Below are 15,873 nucleotides of genomic sequence, written 5' to 3'. Positions count from 1 at the left end.
TCTCCGGGTAAGCTAACTTATTTACATCCCATTCTCGATTTTAGTATTTGCCATCAAGGAACAAACTTTCGTTCTTGAGGGGAGCGAATCCACAAAGTACAAAATCCTTTTTGTGCAGGTTTACCCTCTACTGTCAGCGTCACCCCCAATCGATTTATCTCAGTTTCACACAATTTTTTGTCACCTTTTTCGCTCAACAAAGCTTGATTCCAGCTCATAAGTTGGCGAGCATATTTCCCTTCATTGCTTGTTGCCCACTGAATTGTATCCGCGTTCTTGCGAGCAAACTGACCCTCTTTGCTCAGCCCCCATTCGAGCGCTACGGCTTGTTCTAAAGTGAGCTGGCGCGGCCCTTTTGGGTCGAGTTCAGGCGGTGGAATGAACCGGGGCACAGCTAACCCGATAAAAGCGCCGATCGCCATTGCCCCTAACACCACCCCGCTCCCAAAAATCACCGACCAAATATCGTGAGCAACTTTCTCTAAAGCTGCTTGTCGCACTAGGGTGTAAACTGAGTTGGAAATGTGGCGATGTTGCACCTTAACAGCCGCTTTACCCTGCCGTTCTAAAAACTCCCTGCTTTCTTTTTCCCAATTTTCAGTAAACTGGCGAACTTGTTCCAATTCTTGAGAGATGACAGCTTGAGAATCTTTCAAATCACCTTGCCATTGAGATTGCCAATTCTTGAAAAACTGGTCAATCTCTTGCGGTTTTTTTTCTAACAGTAGTTCGAGTTGACCTGTCGCCAGCAATACGATAAAAAGTGGGTCATTTTTATTGAGACCGTATCGGTAAGCTGTCTGAATGACGTGAGAGCGAAATTTGGAGTCTTTGCTCTTGAGTACCTGGCTGATTAGTGACTCAGTATCTCTCTCGTACATGGGAGGGGCAGATAAAGGATCTCGGTTCAGAGCTTCTCTTTCCCTCGAATCATCGTCTATGAGTTCCCAAAACTCCTCTTCATTTAGCTTACTCCCATCTGATTTCAACTTTTCTTCTACTGCATTTTCTGTGACTGTATCTGGAGAATCGGGCAAACTTTGCGAATTTTCAGCGGATTGTATGGAGTTATTTTTGGCATTATTAAGTCTGCCCTCTTCCTTTGGCGTTTCCAATATCTCGCCAAACTCTTGAGAGTCAACTTCGGAAAGTTCTTCTAAAAGTCGCTCGGACATTTAACCTCCTACCTAATCCAAATCCAAATCTTTATGCTGTTCTGCATCGCGCATTCTATAGTGTAATAAGCTTGGGATAAGAACAATCTGACTTCCTTTCATAAGTCTCTCTATCCCCAAAGTTAGTGAAATGAAATCCGTCTGAAAGCGCTAACCCAAGCGTATTCTTTTATTGTCTGAATTCACATTTTGTCCCTCCCATAACGAGTTCATTACACATTGACTGTTGTAAAATTTACAGTCCAGGACGTAAATTACCGGTTTAGACACTACCTGTAGTAGTAAGATGCGTTTCGGCACACCCAGCCCGCTGGCCCAGTGGTGAAGAAGTTCTTGAAACCCTCGAAATCTCTTAGCGGGCGATCGAGCAATCTTCTTATTTTCAGAATTTAAACGAAATAAGCAACATTTATTGCTAAGAACCAACGCCTGGGATAACACAACTGCGTTGATTGCACTCAGCCAGCGGGCTGGTTTCGGCACACCCTATCAGTAGAGTGTGTGCGTAAGCCTTAATTTAAATCCTTAAAAGCTTACGATACCTTTTTTACAAATTACAGCCTCCTGAGACTTTACCACCTGTTGATTATTTTGTTACTTATTTTGTTGCTCATTTTCTATTTGCATTTCCTCATTTTTTTTTTGTTCATAGGCCGCGATGACTTCTTTTTTATTGCGATTGGGCACGTTGTTAAACAAACCTACATCTTCTATCAGACGGAAACAGTCTTCCAGAAAAGTATGCAATCGCTGCTGACTGATCAAGAAGAATTCAGAGTGTTTCATTGCTTGAGAAAAGGACAATCGCTTCGTATCAATAAACTTGCGTTCTCTTGCACTCAGCGCCGGCAAATCTACCACCGGAATTCGGTAATTATTAATGAGCTTGTTCATTTCCTTATGGTTTTGTACGTGCGACCAATCTTTGCAAACGCCAAAATTGCGGACAAAAATGTGATTTAGCTGACCTTCAAAGTAGTTGAAAGAGTCAATAAACATCTCAATGCTGTCCGTCGTGCCACCGCAAATGAACCACTTGCATACATCAACTCCTGACTGCTCTTTAAAATCAGGAGAGGTTAAATTAGCTTCGTCAATCCATTTGTTGATAATGCTGTAAACCCGAGCTGGTAAATTGACAATCACAGGAGTTTCTACTGCTGTTTCAAAAATAATATCGATATCGAAAAACTTCTCTTCATCTTCAACTAAAGCTACGATTTTTGCATTGTGTTCAGGATAGCGCTGCTGCACGTCAGGATTTTGAAAATCACCATCAATTAACGTGTACAGCAGTTCATACTTCTGATTGAATTCAACCAGAATCCGAGTTAGCATCGACTTGCCAACGCCACCTTTCTCGCCGTCAACCAAGTGAATCATGTTAGTCATTTCATTCCTCCTTGCTGGATGTCTATTTAAGACTTAATAATTTTTAACTAAAGCTCGGTCCGACCATTGCCGGATCGAAACCAGCTAAGTTAAATGCGCTGTTTTCAAACTCAACTTCTCCCGAAAATTGCTCTGGTTCTTTTTCTTCGGGCCAACTTGCTGGATTTGAACTCTCAGGGGCAGTTAATTCCGTAGCAATAGATGCACCTGGATTCGACAAGTGAGAAAAAGTAGCTAAAGGAATTAAACCCGAAGAAATACCAGGGGCAATTGCTCCCAATTCGGTACAGTTAAATCCCACATCTCGGCAAACTTCATCTATCTGCCTGAGCAAAAAATTAATGCTTTCTCGCCTCAAATACTCTAACTCTGTACTAGAATGACTACCGCTATTGCGTAATGATGCTAGCAGCCACCGCGCTTTGATTAGAGGTAAAATCGTTTCTTTGAAGCTAAAAAAAGGATGATTTTGCAGGTAAGATAGCAAGATAGCGTCTTCGGAATCTGGCAAAACTTGACAGCGCCAGCAAAATTCCTTGTAACGTTTTCTAGGCATAATTCCTCACCTTCTTTCCAGCACCTCGGTAGGGTCCTCCCAATAAGAGAGCTGCATCTAAGTTTGCTTCTGATTCCTCTAATGAAGGTTCTGTATTCGACGACGACTCATCACTCAATTTATTAGAATCATCTAAGCAGCTATCTTTGATACTTAAATCAGCCTTTTGTTTAGCACATTGTTCAGTGTTTTGTTCAGTAATATTTTCAGGGTTTTCTTCGGTGGGTTCCTCAAATTTTTGTTCAGCGGGTTCCTCAAATTTTTGTTCAGCGGGTTCCTCAAATTTTTGTCCCGTAATATCTTCAGTCTTTTGTTCAGTAGATTCCTCAATTTTTTGTTCAGTAGATTGCTCGGATTTAGCGTGAGTAAATTGCTCAAATTTTAATTTAGTAGGTTGCTCGGATTTTGGGTGAGTTGAGTCTTCAGATTTTGGGTGAGTAGGTTCCTCGGATTTTGGCTTGGTAGATTGTTCAGATTTTTGGTGAGTAGATTGTTCAGATTTTGGCTGGGTAGATTTTTCAGCACATTCTTTAACACTCTGTATATCAGTCGGAGGGACTGGAGCATCTCCTGAAGTGGAAGTTGTATCTTCTGCCCTCTGAGAAGTTGCCGCAACAGACCTTGGCCTCGGTACCTCAAACTGAGATTTGAAGTAAGAAAATAGTCCGTAAACATCAGCTATGCGGCAACCTAAACCATCAGGATCGAGCGTTTTTGGCACTGTTATACCTGCGTGCCAAGACAGCGAATAATGAGAAAACTGATTTCGCAGTTCTGGCTTCATATATTCAGAAGTACCCCCGCAAAATACAATTTCATCTAAATCGGGCGGCAGCACTTCATTAATCCAATGAGATAGCATTCGAGCGTAGTCGAAGCGAGACAGCTTGACTGCTTCAATCAATTGGTCAACTTCTCGATCTTTCGCTGCATCCTCTCGATTCCGAGCAATTCGGTAAAAGTAAGGGCGGTTGTAGCTTACGCCCGCTTGAGCGATTGATAAAGCCAAACGGGAAGCATCGTAGTTAGAGGTTCGCTCTTGAACTAGATCCACCAACCTTACCATTCCTAAGTCTGAAGTTTTGCCCTTACCCACAGCACCGCGTGCCGAAACTATTACCGAAGCATTGCGAAATCCTACCATAACAAAGGCAGTTACCCGCTGCTTGAAGGCTGAACCTAAATTACTGTTGTGGATCAAAGCAATGCCGCCACCTTCTTGCAAAGCTTGGGTTTTGTCCAGCGTGACGGAGAGCTTGCCGGTGGGTGTTTCAAATGAAGCAGAGTATTGACTTAATAGCTCAAAAAATTGCTTGGAGTCATTAAATTCGCCTGGGGGCAAGAAAACGGAGATCGCAGCGCTAAATTGACTGCCTAAATCTAACTTCCGCGACACTACCCACAAAGCTGCTAGAGCTTTGTACAAAGCGCTACTGTACTTCAGTCCTGCCAAACCGATGTGAGCATTAAATTGCGCTGCTGCTAGGTAGCCAACGGCTCGGCATTCATTACCAATTGCCACCCAAGCAATATTTTCGGGAGATGCTGATGCGAGGTTGGGTTGTGTGAAACAATTGGCTATGTCTTGGCTCACTGGCCCCACCTGCGATTCCATTACAAAGGAGTTCGCTTTACTGCCTGCTTGCGAGCTTTGGCAGAAAACTCTAGTAGATAAGCCGCCAAAATCTATAGCCAGAATTGCATCTGGTATTGATGGTTTTTTCTTCATAAACACTGGCTTTTATTACGTTATAAAATAATAGTATTGGCTTCAGTTTAAGTCTGACCTCACCAAATCCGGTGGTTTGGCATAATTAAAATAGCCCCCTCCAAATGGCGGGGTACAGGCTGCCTTGCAAGGAAAAAATCTTGGGTAGATTATCAGGGAAAGAGCTTTAGAGTTATGAGAAACGGTGTAGGTATTGTGAGTGAGATACCGAGCAGGTACGCCCAAAGTATCTTCAATAAAGTGTTTGAGTTCGGTGTGGGAGTAGCACTTCTCGAATGTACCCCACTTGGTAATTACGCCATCGTTATAAGCAAGGCTCGCATGATTAGTTGATCGCCCCGTGATAGCGCTCACTATCAGAGTTTGGCGGGTTAGGTGGTAAGCAGAGATGAGCACTTCACACCGAACCGCGGGAATTTCAATCGTGCTGAGGACATAAATCAGGGTGACAATATCAGCCACTTTTTTGATTCGGGGAAAATAGTAAGGGTCGTAACCCCGGGAGCGAAAACCCATTGCTTGGAGGAAGCGGACATCATCCCCACGACCACATCCATAATCCAAGTGCGTGTGGTGGTGTTGGAGTATCCCCCCATCAATATTAGCAGCCCTAGGTAAGCTCAATTCATTGCGCTTGAGAGTGGCTTTGTGTCTCGGTATTGTTCTCTCGTCTAGTTGAGTTGGTGTCATACTAAATCAACTTAATATCAAGAGTAATTTTAAATATACAAACAATTTAAAGTAAAGGGCTACCGCTAGGGTGTAAAAAATAGGGAGTAAGCTATGCTCTACGCTTTGATTAATTCAACAGGAATTCACCGGCTGGAAGTAGAAGAAAAGTTGGAACTTGCAGATTTGCAAAACCGAGTGGGCATTGAAGGTGAACCTGCGTTCATAGAATATGTCCGGAATCAATTTCCAGAGCCCGCGATAGACCTAATCTGTGATGAGGAATTCTTATACAAGGAATTGCCCTTAACCTGCATTACCCGCCGCAGTATTGCACTTTGCGGTCAAGTGATTGCTGCTGCCTGTACGGATGATGGTGAAACAATAGGGTTGACCGAAGCTCAGTTTCAATTAGTCGCGACAAATCTGATTATTGCGAGCAGGCTCTAATCTATCATGCCTCAAGTTTGCGCTTGGGGCAACTTCCTTATTTAAAATCTTATAATAATAGCGTCTTACTAATAGCAACACTTCGGACAGTTTTCAATCGCTAACGGTAGAATGAGGGTTTCAGGCTTTCTCAAACTCGGATACAAACGGTAGAATGGCACTTTCAGGCTCTCATTCAAAAACTGTCCGAAGTACTGTAATAGCTAATAATTGATAAAATTAATAACTAAAATAACTAAAATAAAATGGCGAGCGCAATGGGTGTAAATCACAATTAGAACAATTGCGACACATGCCCAGAAAGAAGACACAATTACCCGCATCTCAAGAGTCACATCGAGTGAATCTACGCCTAATACGCCCAATACGTCCTTATTGGATGTTATTTGCGCTCAATTACTAGCAACCTCAGAGCAGGGAATAGAAGCACTGACCGCCCTCAAAGCTCAACTAAAAGCACAATACGACACCCCCGAAACTCCTGAAACCGACTCAATTGTGCAGCAAGCAAGCATGGCAACACATGAACCCAGACCAACGTGCTCTGATTTCCAGTCGCTGTGAGGCTCACCGAGGGCGCACTAAGTCATTGCATTTACTCACTGTAGAACTGGAGGACTTGGATGAACTAATCGACAACATCGAAGGTGAAGAAATCACACCCGAATTAGAAGTAGCGGTGCAACAACTCTTAGACTAACGGGGTAGTACCTACGAGCAATGGCTTTCCAAAGTTGATAACTACGGCGCTGCCATTACCAACCGCCATGCCCTGAGTAAACAACAAAAATCTGAAGCAGAACGCCTGAGTAAACTCGCAGCTACCGATAGCAAACGAGTGGATTGGATGAAACCGCAGCTCAAAAAGTGTCTCGAATCTCAGAATGTCAAGAAACTAAGCCTGCACCGCTTCCCCTTAACTATCAGCAACAATGGCGGAGTTTTACCCCTCAAACTCCCTTGTGAAGTAAATCAACTTCCTCCCCAGTTTCAACGCATTGAAGTATCGCCTGATAATTCAGCCATCCGACCAGCCTTGGAAGCGGGAGATATCGAAGCTCATAAAGTTGCACAATTCGGAGAACGCGAAACTCATTTGAACGTTCTATAGATTGCCATTAAGCAGCCAATAATCACTTTTTACCAAGGACTATTTCCGGCGGAATGTTAACATAAAAACAAGTAATTTTAATAAGATAGCTGTCGCTAGTGTAGAAAAAATAGTAAGTTAGAGGTACACAATGCACTGCACTTTAGGGTTAGATTGTACTCAAATGGGTTTAGATGAAGGCGGAGAGTGCATCAACGAAGAAAGTTGCTACCGTTACACAGAAGCTGGGAATTTGTACGAAATAGTGCTACTAAAAGGATTCCCAGGTGCGGTGTATCTTTGCTGGCATAGCAAGGATAATGCGAACACCGAATGGACTGATGAAAAGTGGGGGTTCAAGCACCTCAACAACTGGGGAGCATCTCATATTTGTAAAAACACTTCTTCTGACTCCTTCCTTCTTCCTTCTGACTCTTTTCTCCTGGCTCCTGACTCCTGACTCCTAAATCCAATTTCTAGCTTGGCTGCAAAAGTGAGATGCTCCCAACAACTGCGATTGGTTGCTGCACAGCAGCGCATCATTGAATCCCTTTGCAGAATGGCAACACGCCTATTACAAACTAAGCTCTAGAAACAACACCAAGTACGTTCGGAGTGAGTTATTTGATGAGTTTGAAGCGTTGAGAAAGCAGGTAGGCCCAGACTACGGGAAAAACCAAGAAACCCGCGCTCTCATTCTATTTAAATAACAGACCGCAGAAAAATGACAAGAAACATTCACTAATTCCTCAGAACGGCTTGTTTTGTGAAATGCTGTAACCCTTCCCATCACGAACGAGGCTACACCTTAAAGCATCATAAAAGCGAAGCCATCATCCAAGTTTTTTTTAACTCGTTTGAGTTGTTAGGTGAAGCAGACGGAGTTTTGAATGCACGAGTAATTAAGGGGGTTAAAAGCTTGCCCCACCCATCTAAAGGCTGTTTTCTTTCTGTTGAACTAAACCAGGAGCCACAATAATGATAGGAACGCACTTTATTGAATTACCCGTACCCATGCCACCCACGTTACCGGAGATGGTGGGAGTCAGCAACAGCCAATACTTTGCCATGTACTATCAAGGAAGCAAAGCCACATGGAGTAATGGCAGAGCAATGGCTACGTTTAGTTACTACGCCGTGTATGCACCTCTGATAGAACACATAACTCTCGCAATCCACTTAGAATCTTACAACTTAGGCTCTGATGATTAATTGCCCGAACACGCTATTTTATGCGACACTGTTCGCCATAAAATGTATGTCGGCGCGTACAAAGAAATCGATTATTTCCTGTTACAGCAGCATCCCTATGAGCCGTCCCAGTTGACCGCCCAAGAGTTTGAAGAAGCCGTAAAAGCGGTGGAAAGTATGACCTTAGAGCAAATGCAGCGTTTGGGAATGTTCGAGATGTTCGGCAACACCAATCCCCAAGCGCGCCTCGCAACCGCAGAATTGGTGCAGTGGCTAGACCAACAAATCACCGAAGAATTGATACAGCAATATATCCAATTAGCTAATCGGGGTAATTGCACAGCGATAAGGGCATTAGACACCCTGAAGCTTAGAATCTCAGAAGCTAAGAAGCAACAGCAGAAATTAGAAAAAAATTAAATTATCTATGCCGGGGAAAAAGTATTAATATTACAGCCCCGGCATGGGTACAAAACACCCATAGTGTAGCAAACGCGGAGTTGGCCCATGAAGCGATTGACTTGGAGGGATAAAGCAATTTATAGCATTGCCAATGCTCTCCTAGAGTACGAAGATCAATGCTTGCTAGTGGGAAAAGCAATAGAGGGCAAAGCAGCAAAGAAATGGGTATCTAGGGAGCGGTATCCCTTTGGGTTTAGGAAATACACTCCCTACCAAACAGGGCTCCAAGAAGTTGCCAAGATTCCCCATTTTATCAACACGGGATGGCCGGCAGAAACCTATCTGGGGTGCCGTAATGCGTTATCAAAGCCGAACCGAAGATGTAAAGCCTTAAGTACAAGTGTGGGACAACTCAGTTTATTGGATGTCCAAGCTTTCCTGAATGGCTAATATTTCCAAAACCGATTTAGCAACGGGGTCGCATCAGCTATTCACGGAGATGCGGTGAGTCCAGGTAAACAAACGATCAACGATCGCTAATCTTTCCCTAGTACGCCAGTATATTCGGGTCAGTAGTGCGGTTGACGAGTTGTAATATTTGGGATCTCAAGTTTTTCTTGTCCATGAGCGTTTTTGGCCTTATGGGTTTGGTAGAATCATGGCACAATTTCTTAATGATGAGTCGAATTACCACAACCCAGAATCAAGCCCTACAAAACCCTACCGCCACTTCCCCCGCCCGATAATGGCTAAAAGTGCAATGTAAGAGGCGCTCTCTGCTTCATTTCTCAATAGTCTATCGCATTACTGAACTTGTGCAACCAAACTAAAGTCCTTACAGCAGAAACACAGGATACAAAACAATGAGGCAAAAAAATTCTAAATTAGCTACTTTTTTATCTAAATATGTGGGAAATTTATTGGTTTGGATGGTGATTGGATATTTTGGTTGGGTAGTTGTAACAGCATTTATGGGTAGAGTTAGGTACGTAAGGGAAGGAATGGCCCAAGAGTATGTTAGAGCCTACAACAAACGCCAGGAAGCCTATTTTGCCAAAGAAAGTGTTTTTAGCACTTCACTTAAGCCTCTAAAAGTTGACATTAATGCTGATCCCAAAAATTACACATATTCCTTTTTAGTCACAAAACAGGCAACCTTTAATTATGCAATCTCAAAGCAAAGAAACTATAGAAGCTTTGTCGGCGCTGTGTTTGTAAGTCCTGCTACAAAAGTTAAATCCAATACATCTAAAAGTAAGATAACGACCAAATCTATAGTGTGCAAAAATGATTCTGTCGGCACAATTAAACCGCCAGAACCGACCTATCAAAATGGTAATATTGCTTGTGCTACAGGTACATACTCAAGATAGCTGAGGCACTCACTACAAAAAGCTTTACCTGCATAAAAACACTCCCTACCTAGCTCATCTCATCGAGCGCCTAACTTTCCGCCATCGAGTAAAAACCGATTGCAACGCTCTAAGCTGGAGCGAACCAAGCGCTTGCGAGATGAAGCTGCCTTGACCCGACCTTTTAGAAAGTCCCCTTTGCTAGAGTTCGTTGATGATTTGGTACATAGACCCCCAAATCAAGAACAGATGCGCCAGCTCAAAGAACTATTTCTAGAAGAACAGGAAGCGATCGCTAAACTCATTGCTTTAGTTGACCAGCACCTAGAGTAGTGGTCTGCCGTTCTCGAAACAGCCCAGCAACACCCGCTCCTGGGCGAGTTTTGTTTTTTGTGGATGAGGGGCGAGATCGTTGGGAAATTCTTGATTTTGCTCCGCAAACGCGATGCTTGGATTAACAGCCAATTGGATGATTTTTTGGTTATCGTGCCTGACTTAAGCCAGTGGAAATGAGAGATTTTGAAACAGCCATGCCAAACAGAAACTCCCGTAAACATTGAAACATATTAAGTAACTGACTTGGCTCCGAATCAGGAATCAGAAGACTCTCAAGAACTATGGGAATTAGCCAAGAAGTGGCTCCTAGAATCATGGCAGGCGGACGAAGTTACTGCACGGGAAGATACTTAAACAAAAATACGAAATTTCCTCTTCAACGGCGCACACTGAGCACTGGAAAACTGTAAAGTTACCTTTAAAGTAAGCGGATGTCAGCGGATTCGGATCGGATACATTGTTTCATAGCGATTCCAGAGAGCACTCCATAATATCCCAGTCAATACCATCATCGGGGAACAAGGATAATTGCCCTGGCGATACGTTGGACTGACCACGGTTGTGGTAGGACAGGTGACACGCGGTACACAGGGCGATTAAGTTTTCAGGGCGGTTGTCCTCCGGTATCCGATTGCGATGGTGCACCGCCAAAGTCAAGGCACATCGTTCAGATTTGGTTAAGCCGCTTTGTTTACCGGGTCGGAGTTTACCGGGTCGGAGGCATTGTTGATGGCACTTTGCACAACGCCACCCCGCGTTTTCTTTCACCGAAAGCGCAATCTCTTGCCAATTGTCGGGATACCTCTTTGGTTTAGGCATAGCGGTAAAAGCTCATCTTTTCAAAATATGGCGATCGCTCTGTTAAGTAAATTCAATTCAAAATTATCAGCAGCTAATCAACTTCAACGCTGTCTTGATTCTCCCACAGAAATTTTGCCCATAAGCGAAAATCTTCAACGGTGGGCTCATACTCGCAAGCTACTTTCCATGCTTCGGTTAAAGTAGCCCATTGTTCGGGAGTCTTAGGTTTTTGGCGCACCAGGGTTAGGAAATTGGTTTTGATGCGGGCTTCTGCTGCATCCACTCCAAACCTGACCAGTTGTAGTTCAAATGATGGATGGCTGCTCCTGGCTAGGATGTCGGCGTAGTCCGTGTCTAGTAAATTGATTTGTTCGAGCGGCAAGTCAGTCATTCTCTGCATTCCATATTTCTTAGTGCCTACCTCACCATCATTTCACGCTTGACTCAGTTGGAGAGCGATCGCCAAGTGAGAGTACACAAAGTACACAGCAGCAGAAACTCGCTTGGCGATCGGACACAGTCCCGGCGACCCGTGGGTTTTTTTAGCTTGCTATCCTGAAGTTGCCCTAAAAAATCAATCCTATGGATTCATTAGTTCCTCTGCACAACTTCGTTACCAATGCCAGCAACATATAAAACTTCGTGGTGTCGGTCGAACTGGCGATTGTAACTGATAAGTTGAGATTTAAACTATTTTGTCAAAGCGTAGATTAACCTTGTGGCGTTGTTTTATGCGGCTGACTTGATTTCTTTCGTTTCAGCCATCCTCCCAAGCCCAGGGCTATAGCTGAACCGAAGATTGCGGTGGGTTCAGGCACAGGCTCGGATTCAACTATCTCAAACTCTCCGTTAACTATCAGTGTGGGTGGGACTTTACCATAATTAGTATTCAGAATGATGGAATTCTGCTTCAAGGAACGCAGCGCAAACCCAGCAAATTCATTGTTGTTGCTAACTAATTCACTAACAAATGGAGTCACGTTAAAGTAAGCATACTGCCTTCCATATTCTGAGATATCTGTAGAATCTAAAAATACTCCCGCCTCAAAATCTGATGCTTCGGCTGTTCCGTTTCCTACATAGCCGAAGATACCCAGATCGCGAGGTTCGCTCCCAGAATCAGCGGTTGGCGCACTCAAAAGCTCAACCCGAAGAATTGCACGGGTAATGCTGGTAATTCTGGTATCAGTACGGTAACCAGTGCTGGTCCAGGTTAAACCAGGGATAGAGAATTCAGTCAACGCTGCTATTTCCCTAGCAGTTGTTTTCTCCACCTCATACCAACTATGAAGATTACCGCTGTCCACATTAGGATAAGCCAGATCAGTCACCCTATCTCCCAGTCCGTCAAAGCTACCAAAAGAGTCGCCATCTATGACTTGAAAAGTGATTAGAGGGTAAGGGTAGTAATTGCTAAATGTAGCTGAATAAGCTTCTTCGGTGCCCAGGACAAAACCTAGAGCCGTACAAACCGAAGCAACTGCAACTTTGTGGTAGTGATTTTTCATGAAGATTAAATTACTTTGTATGGTAAACAAATTAACGGGAGAGCCCATTCAGTAATCAAGCTACCTAAATACTAGCTAGCTTGCTTAAAAAACCATAATTCTTTATTCAACTTATTCAATCTTTTCAATCTTTACCAGAAAGTTAGCTGCATAAATGCTCTAGAAAGCAAGTAACGATCGTCATTACCAAAACAGAACCATCGCCTCAAACCGAATCGTCCCTCCACCCGCACTCCGAACAATCCCAATGAACAGGCGGCGTTTCATATTGGGGGAATGGGAGCTCACATTGGGGACACCGGCCAGTAAACAAAGGGTGCGTGTCCAAAAAAAAGTTCTAGCTGCTGTTCCCAAGTCCACCGCTGCGGAGGTTGCAAGATAAGTTCGCCGTTGTAGTAGCTTGCCCCTTCGGGTTCCCACAATTCCTCTGATGCGGTGTTAGGGTCTGCTCGAAAGTCAATGCAAGTGTCGGTGTCGGGGCCAGTCGGATGCACGGCACAGACGAGGTGTGGGTTGCGGGCGTAGAGTTGGCAGCGATCGCACTCATGGATTTTGGGCATGGCGAGGGTGTTGAGGTTTTGGTCTGGGTTTAGTTTCTCGCAAATGGGGGTGTTGGTGGCAATCACCGTGACTTCACTTTTTGGATTGCTAGCATTGTCGGTAGTACAACGGTTGTCTTTTTTGGAATTATTAGCGGTGCCCGACAGCTTCAGCTCGCAGATTTAGCGCTATTGGGTTCGATAATTGCTGCTGCTTTTGGCTATGCTGAAAGTGGGTGATTAGCTAAGGTTTTAGGTGGGTAGCAAGTTATTGGTGAGGCCTTGGTGATTCTCGATTCTTTCTAGGTTTTACCCACAATTTTTGTTGTTAAAAAACAAGGGTTGATAGCTTCACCGAGCGCATGGTTGGGTTTTGCTTATGTGAGTATTTTTAGTCAATTTATCGCATTTTTTGCCTGGTATCATGGTATGGCAATGGGTGGAGTTGCACAGGTAGGTCAAATTCAGTTGTTGCAATCATTTTTGACGATTCTGGCTTCGGCAATTTTGCTTGGTGAAACTCTGGAGTCGATCGCCCTAGTCACGGTCTGTTTGGTTGTTGCTAGCGTAGCTGCGGGTAAAAAAGCATAAATTAAGCGGGCAGAAGATTTGTGAGGCGCTCGTTTTCTCAACAGGCTATTGACTCCAAGCATTGACTTTCACATATCGACTCCATCTAACGACAGATGTAAAACCGGGATTATTTCTGTTCAATACTACCAATCAACAGAATTTTTAAGAAAATAGTAATGTTGGATATTGATGAAATGAGTTCACAAGAAATACAGGAGCTGCTACACCAAGTAGGATACGGTCATCTAGGCTGCATACACGAAGGCAAACCCTACGTGATGCCAATGAATTATTATCTCGAAGATTCGGACATTTACCTATTTACAACCGAAGGCATGAAGACTCATGACATAGACGCAAATCCCGAAATTGGTCTACAGGTTGAAGAAATAAATGATGCGCTTCATTGGCGCAGCGCGATCGTGAATGGTCGAGCCTCCCGCCTCACAGTTCAGGAAGACATCGACCGGGCAATGCATTCGATCGAAGAACGCAATCCCACGCTGTCACCTGCTATCAATCGAACTTGGATTGATGCTCAGGGACGTTCAGAAGCGATCGCAATCTACCGCATCGACCCGAGTGAAACGAGCGGGCGCACGACTGATGGAGCCAGCAGTCGGTAAGAACCGAGATACCTCAAACGTTCTAGCATGAATGAACTTTATGCGATCGCCATTGATGTAGATGCCATTGGCCGTGCGATCGCCTTTGCAATTGAGCAGCCCGGTAATGTTGATGTGAATAAAATCATCCTCCGTCCGACACGTCAAGAACTTTAGACTAATAGGAAAACATCATGAAACAGCGAAAACTCGGCAATCAAGGATTAGTAGTTTCAGAGTTAGGACTGGGCTGTATGGGGATGTCCGAGTTCTACGGGACAACCGATGAGTCAGAATCGATCGCCACTATTCATCGCGCCTTAGAGTTAGGCGTGACATTGCTCGACACGGCTGATATGTATGGTGTCGGTCACAATGAAGAGTTGGTCGGCAAAGCGATTAAAGAATGTCGAGATCGAGTCATTATTGCCACGAAGTTTGGCAATGTACGCGGTAGCGACGGCAGCTTTAAGGGCGTGAATGGGAAACCCGAATATGTCCGCTCTTGCTGTGATGCCAGTCTCAAGCGTCTGGGCGTAGATACGATCGATCTTTACTATCAGCACCGAGTCGATCCAAACACTCCTATCGAAGAAACCGTAGGCGCAATGGCGAAGCTCGTCCAAGCCGGGAAAGTTCGCTACCTTGGGCTTTCCGAAGCGGCGAGCGCCACGATCCGCCGTGCAATGGCAGTGCATCCTATTTCCGCACTCCAGACTGAATATTCGCTGTGGAGCCGGGAGCCAGAAGCCGAGATTTTGCCCACCTGCCGAGAGCTAGGGATTGGGTTTGTGCCTTATAGCCCTCTGGGGCGCGGGTTTCTCACAGGCAAAATCAAGAGCCTCGACACATTATCTGAGGGAGACTATCGGGCCGAGCGATATCCTCGCTTTCAAGGCGATAATCTCCAGCAAAATCTGGAATTAGTCGAGCAGATAGAGCAGATGGCAGCCACTAAGGGCATCAAAGCCGGACAGTTGGCGCTGGCATGGGTCTTAACCCAAGGCGAAGACATTGTGCCAATTCCAGGCACGAAACGCCGCACCTATTTAGAAGAAAACATTGCGGCTGCTGCTGTAACGCTGACTCCAGCAGAACTAGAGCAAATCGCCAAAGCGCTGCCATTAGGCATTGCAGTGGGCGATCGCTACCCCGATATGAGTACGGTCAATCGTTAGGATTTGGCGCGAGTGATGTTTGGCATCCATGCCTTTAGTAAATAAAAACAACCGCTAAAACTTAAGTCAATCGAGTTCTGAAAATCTACCCAATAAGGAGAAAATTATGACAGAGATCGTAAGCCGCGAGATTCGGCTAATCTCTCGCCCCAAGGGGATTCCTACCGCAGATAACTTTGCGATCGCCGAGACCAAACTAGAGCCACTTCAAGATGGGCAAGTGCTCGTTCGCAATCTCTATATGTCAGTCGATCCATATATGCGCGGTCGCATGAACGAGGGGAAATCCTATGTTCCATCCTTCGCGTTAGGAAAAGCACTCGAAGG

Annotated in this window: 20 protein-coding genes and 2 pseudogenes; 14 read left to right on the top strand and 8 right to left on the bottom strand. The window is 44.6% G+C overall.

Going from position 1 to position 15,873, the window contains the following annotated elements; translation table 11 throughout:
* Positions 1 to 53: 53 nt before the first annotated feature.
* From QUB77_RS28750 to QUB77_RS28730, 5 genes are all read right to left on the bottom strand, one after another.
* Positions 54 to 1,175: a DUF6753 family protein gene (locus tag QUB77_RS28750; RefSeq protein ID WP_333180514.1), complete on the bottom strand. Its 1,122-nt coding sequence runs from the start codon at positions 1,173 to 1,175 to the stop codon at positions 54 to 56.
* 594 nt (positions 1,176 to 1,769) lie between these two features.
* Complete coding sequence (locus QUB77_RS28745; RefSeq protein ID WP_333180513.1) at positions 1,770 to 2,567, bottom strand: mobilization protein MobD-like protein; 798 nt, start codon at positions 2,565 to 2,567, stop codon at positions 1,770 to 1,772.
* 43 nt (positions 2,568 to 2,610) lie between these two features.
* The gene (locus tag QUB77_RS28740; RefSeq protein ID WP_333180512.1) at positions 2,611 to 3,123 is read right to left on the bottom strand and encodes a hypothetical protein; all 513 of its coding nucleotides are present in this window, start codon (positions 3,121 to 3,123) and stop codon (positions 2,611 to 2,613) included.
* Complete coding sequence (locus tag QUB77_RS28735) at positions 3,116 to 4,852, bottom strand: hypothetical protein (RefSeq protein WP_333180511.1); 1,737 nt, start codon at positions 4,850 to 4,852, stop codon at positions 3,116 to 3,118. The genes QUB77_RS28740 and QUB77_RS28735 overlap by 8 nt, the downstream gene beginning before the upstream one ends.
* Before the next feature lie 42 nt (positions 4,853 to 4,894).
* Entirely contained in the window at positions 4,895 to 5,542 is a 648-nt protein-coding gene (locus QUB77_RS28730) for a DNA phosphorothioation-associated putative methyltransferase (protein WP_333180510.1), read from the bottom strand.
* A 93-nt stretch (positions 5,543 to 5,635) separates the two neighbouring features.
* On the opposite strand from QUB77_RS28730, the gene QUB77_RS28725 reads away from it, so the two are divergent.
* The 9 genes and pseudogenes from QUB77_RS28725 (at position 5,636) to QUB77_RS28685 (ending at position 10,339) form a co-directional block, all read left to right on the top strand.
* Entirely contained in the window at positions 5,636 to 5,971 is a 336-nt protein-coding gene (locus QUB77_RS28725; protein WP_333180509.1) for a DUF3846 domain-containing protein, read from the top strand.
* A 523-nt stretch (positions 5,972 to 6,494) separates the two neighbouring features.
* The gene (locus QUB77_RS28720) at positions 6,495 to 6,671 is read left to right on the top strand and encodes a hypothetical protein (RefSeq protein WP_333103594.1); all 177 of its coding nucleotides are present in this window, start codon (positions 6,495 to 6,497) and stop codon (positions 6,669 to 6,671) included.
* 27 nt (positions 6,672 to 6,698) lie between these two features.
* A pseudogene (locus QUB77_RS28715) lies at positions 6,699 to 7,082 on the top strand (siphovirus Gp157 family protein); the annotation flags it as partial.
* 130 nt (positions 7,083 to 7,212) lie between these two features.
* Positions 7,213 to 7,521 carry a hypothetical protein gene (locus tag QUB77_RS28710; RefSeq protein ID WP_333180508.1) on the top strand — a complete coding sequence of 103 codons (309 nt, stop codon included), beginning with the start codon at positions 7,213 to 7,215 and terminating at the stop codon, positions 7,519 to 7,521.
* A 518-nt stretch (positions 7,522 to 8,039) separates the two neighbouring features.
* Positions 8,040 to 8,273 carry a hypothetical protein gene (locus QUB77_RS28705; protein WP_333180507.1) on the top strand — a complete coding sequence of 78 codons (234 nt, stop codon included), beginning with the start codon at positions 8,040 to 8,042 and terminating at the stop codon, positions 8,271 to 8,273.
* Complete coding sequence (locus QUB77_RS28700) at positions 8,274 to 8,672, top strand: hypothetical protein (protein WP_333180506.1); 399 nt, start codon at positions 8,274 to 8,276, stop codon at positions 8,670 to 8,672.
* Positions 8,673 to 8,759: 87 nt separating this feature from the next.
* A complete protein-coding gene (locus QUB77_RS28695; RefSeq protein ID WP_333180505.1) occupies positions 8,760 to 9,104 on the top strand; it encodes a hypothetical protein in 345 nt (114 codons plus the stop codon).
* Between the two features lie 413 nt (positions 9,105 to 9,517).
* Positions 9,518 to 10,027, top strand: coding sequence for a type IV pilin-like G/H family protein (locus QUB77_RS28690; protein ID WP_333180504.1), 510 nt, complete (start codon positions 9,518 to 9,520; stop codon positions 10,025 to 10,027).
* A 99-nt stretch (positions 10,028 to 10,126) separates the two neighbouring features.
* Positions 10,127 to 10,339: a hypothetical protein gene (locus QUB77_RS28685; RefSeq protein ID WP_333180503.1), complete on the top strand. Its 213-nt coding sequence runs from the start codon at positions 10,127 to 10,129 to the stop codon at positions 10,337 to 10,339.
* A gap of 895 nt (positions 10,340 to 11,234) precedes the next feature.
* Here the strand turns inward: QUB77_RS28685 and QUB77_RS28680 are convergent.
* The 3 genes from QUB77_RS28680 to QUB77_RS28670 form a co-directional block, all read right to left on the bottom strand.
* Positions 11,235 to 11,534, bottom strand: a complete 300-nt coding sequence (locus tag QUB77_RS28680; RefSeq protein WP_333296219.1) for a hypothetical protein — start codon at positions 11,532 to 11,534, stop codon at positions 11,235 to 11,237.
* A gap of 319 nt (positions 11,535 to 11,853) precedes the next feature.
* Positions 11,854 to 12,651 carry a PEP-CTERM sorting domain-containing protein gene (locus tag QUB77_RS28675; protein WP_333180772.1) on the bottom strand — a complete coding sequence of 266 codons (798 nt, stop codon included), beginning with the start codon at positions 12,649 to 12,651 and terminating at the stop codon, positions 11,854 to 11,856.
* Positions 12,652 to 12,935: 284 nt separating this feature from the next.
* A complete protein-coding gene (locus tag QUB77_RS28670) occupies positions 12,936 to 13,277 on the bottom strand; it encodes a hypothetical protein (protein WP_333180771.1) in 342 nt (113 codons plus the stop codon).
* A gap of 231 nt (positions 13,278 to 13,508) precedes the next feature.
* Between QUB77_RS28670 and QUB77_RS28665 the strand changes: the two genes are divergently transcribed.
* From QUB77_RS28665 to QUB77_RS28645, 5 genes and pseudogenes are all read left to right on the top strand, one after another.
* Entirely contained in the window at positions 13,509 to 13,781 is a 273-nt protein-coding gene (locus QUB77_RS28665; protein WP_333180774.1) for an EamA family transporter, read from the top strand.
* 176 nt (positions 13,782 to 13,957) lie between these two features.
* Positions 13,958 to 14,389 (top strand): pyridoxamine 5'-phosphate oxidase family protein, encoded by a 432-nt coding sequence (locus QUB77_RS28660; protein ID WP_333180770.1) that lies wholly within the window; start codon positions 13,958 to 13,960, stop codon positions 14,387 to 14,389.
* A 27-nt stretch (positions 14,390 to 14,416) separates the two neighbouring features.
* Positions 14,417 to 14,545 (top strand): hypothetical protein, encoded by a 129-nt coding sequence (locus QUB77_RS28655; protein WP_445251790.1) that lies wholly within the window; start codon positions 14,417 to 14,419, stop codon positions 14,543 to 14,545.
* Between the two features lie 17 nt (positions 14,546 to 14,562).
* Positions 14,563 to 15,546 (top strand): aldo/keto reductase, encoded by a 984-nt coding sequence (locus tag QUB77_RS28650; protein ID WP_333180769.1) that lies wholly within the window; start codon positions 14,563 to 14,565, stop codon positions 15,544 to 15,546.
* Positions 15,547 to 15,652: 106 nt separating this feature from the next.
* Positions 15,653 to 15,873 (top strand): annotated as a pseudogene (locus QUB77_RS28645) (NADP-dependent oxidoreductase); the annotation flags it as partial.

It is taken from the genome of Microcoleus sp. AT9b-C3 (assembly GCF_036705485.1).
Taxonomy (GTDB): Bacteria; Cyanobacteriota; Cyanobacteriia; order Cyanobacteriales; family Microcoleaceae; genus Microcoleus.
Note: the sequence above shows the minus strand (reverse complement) of the source record. Positions and strands in the feature narration are given on the sequence as shown.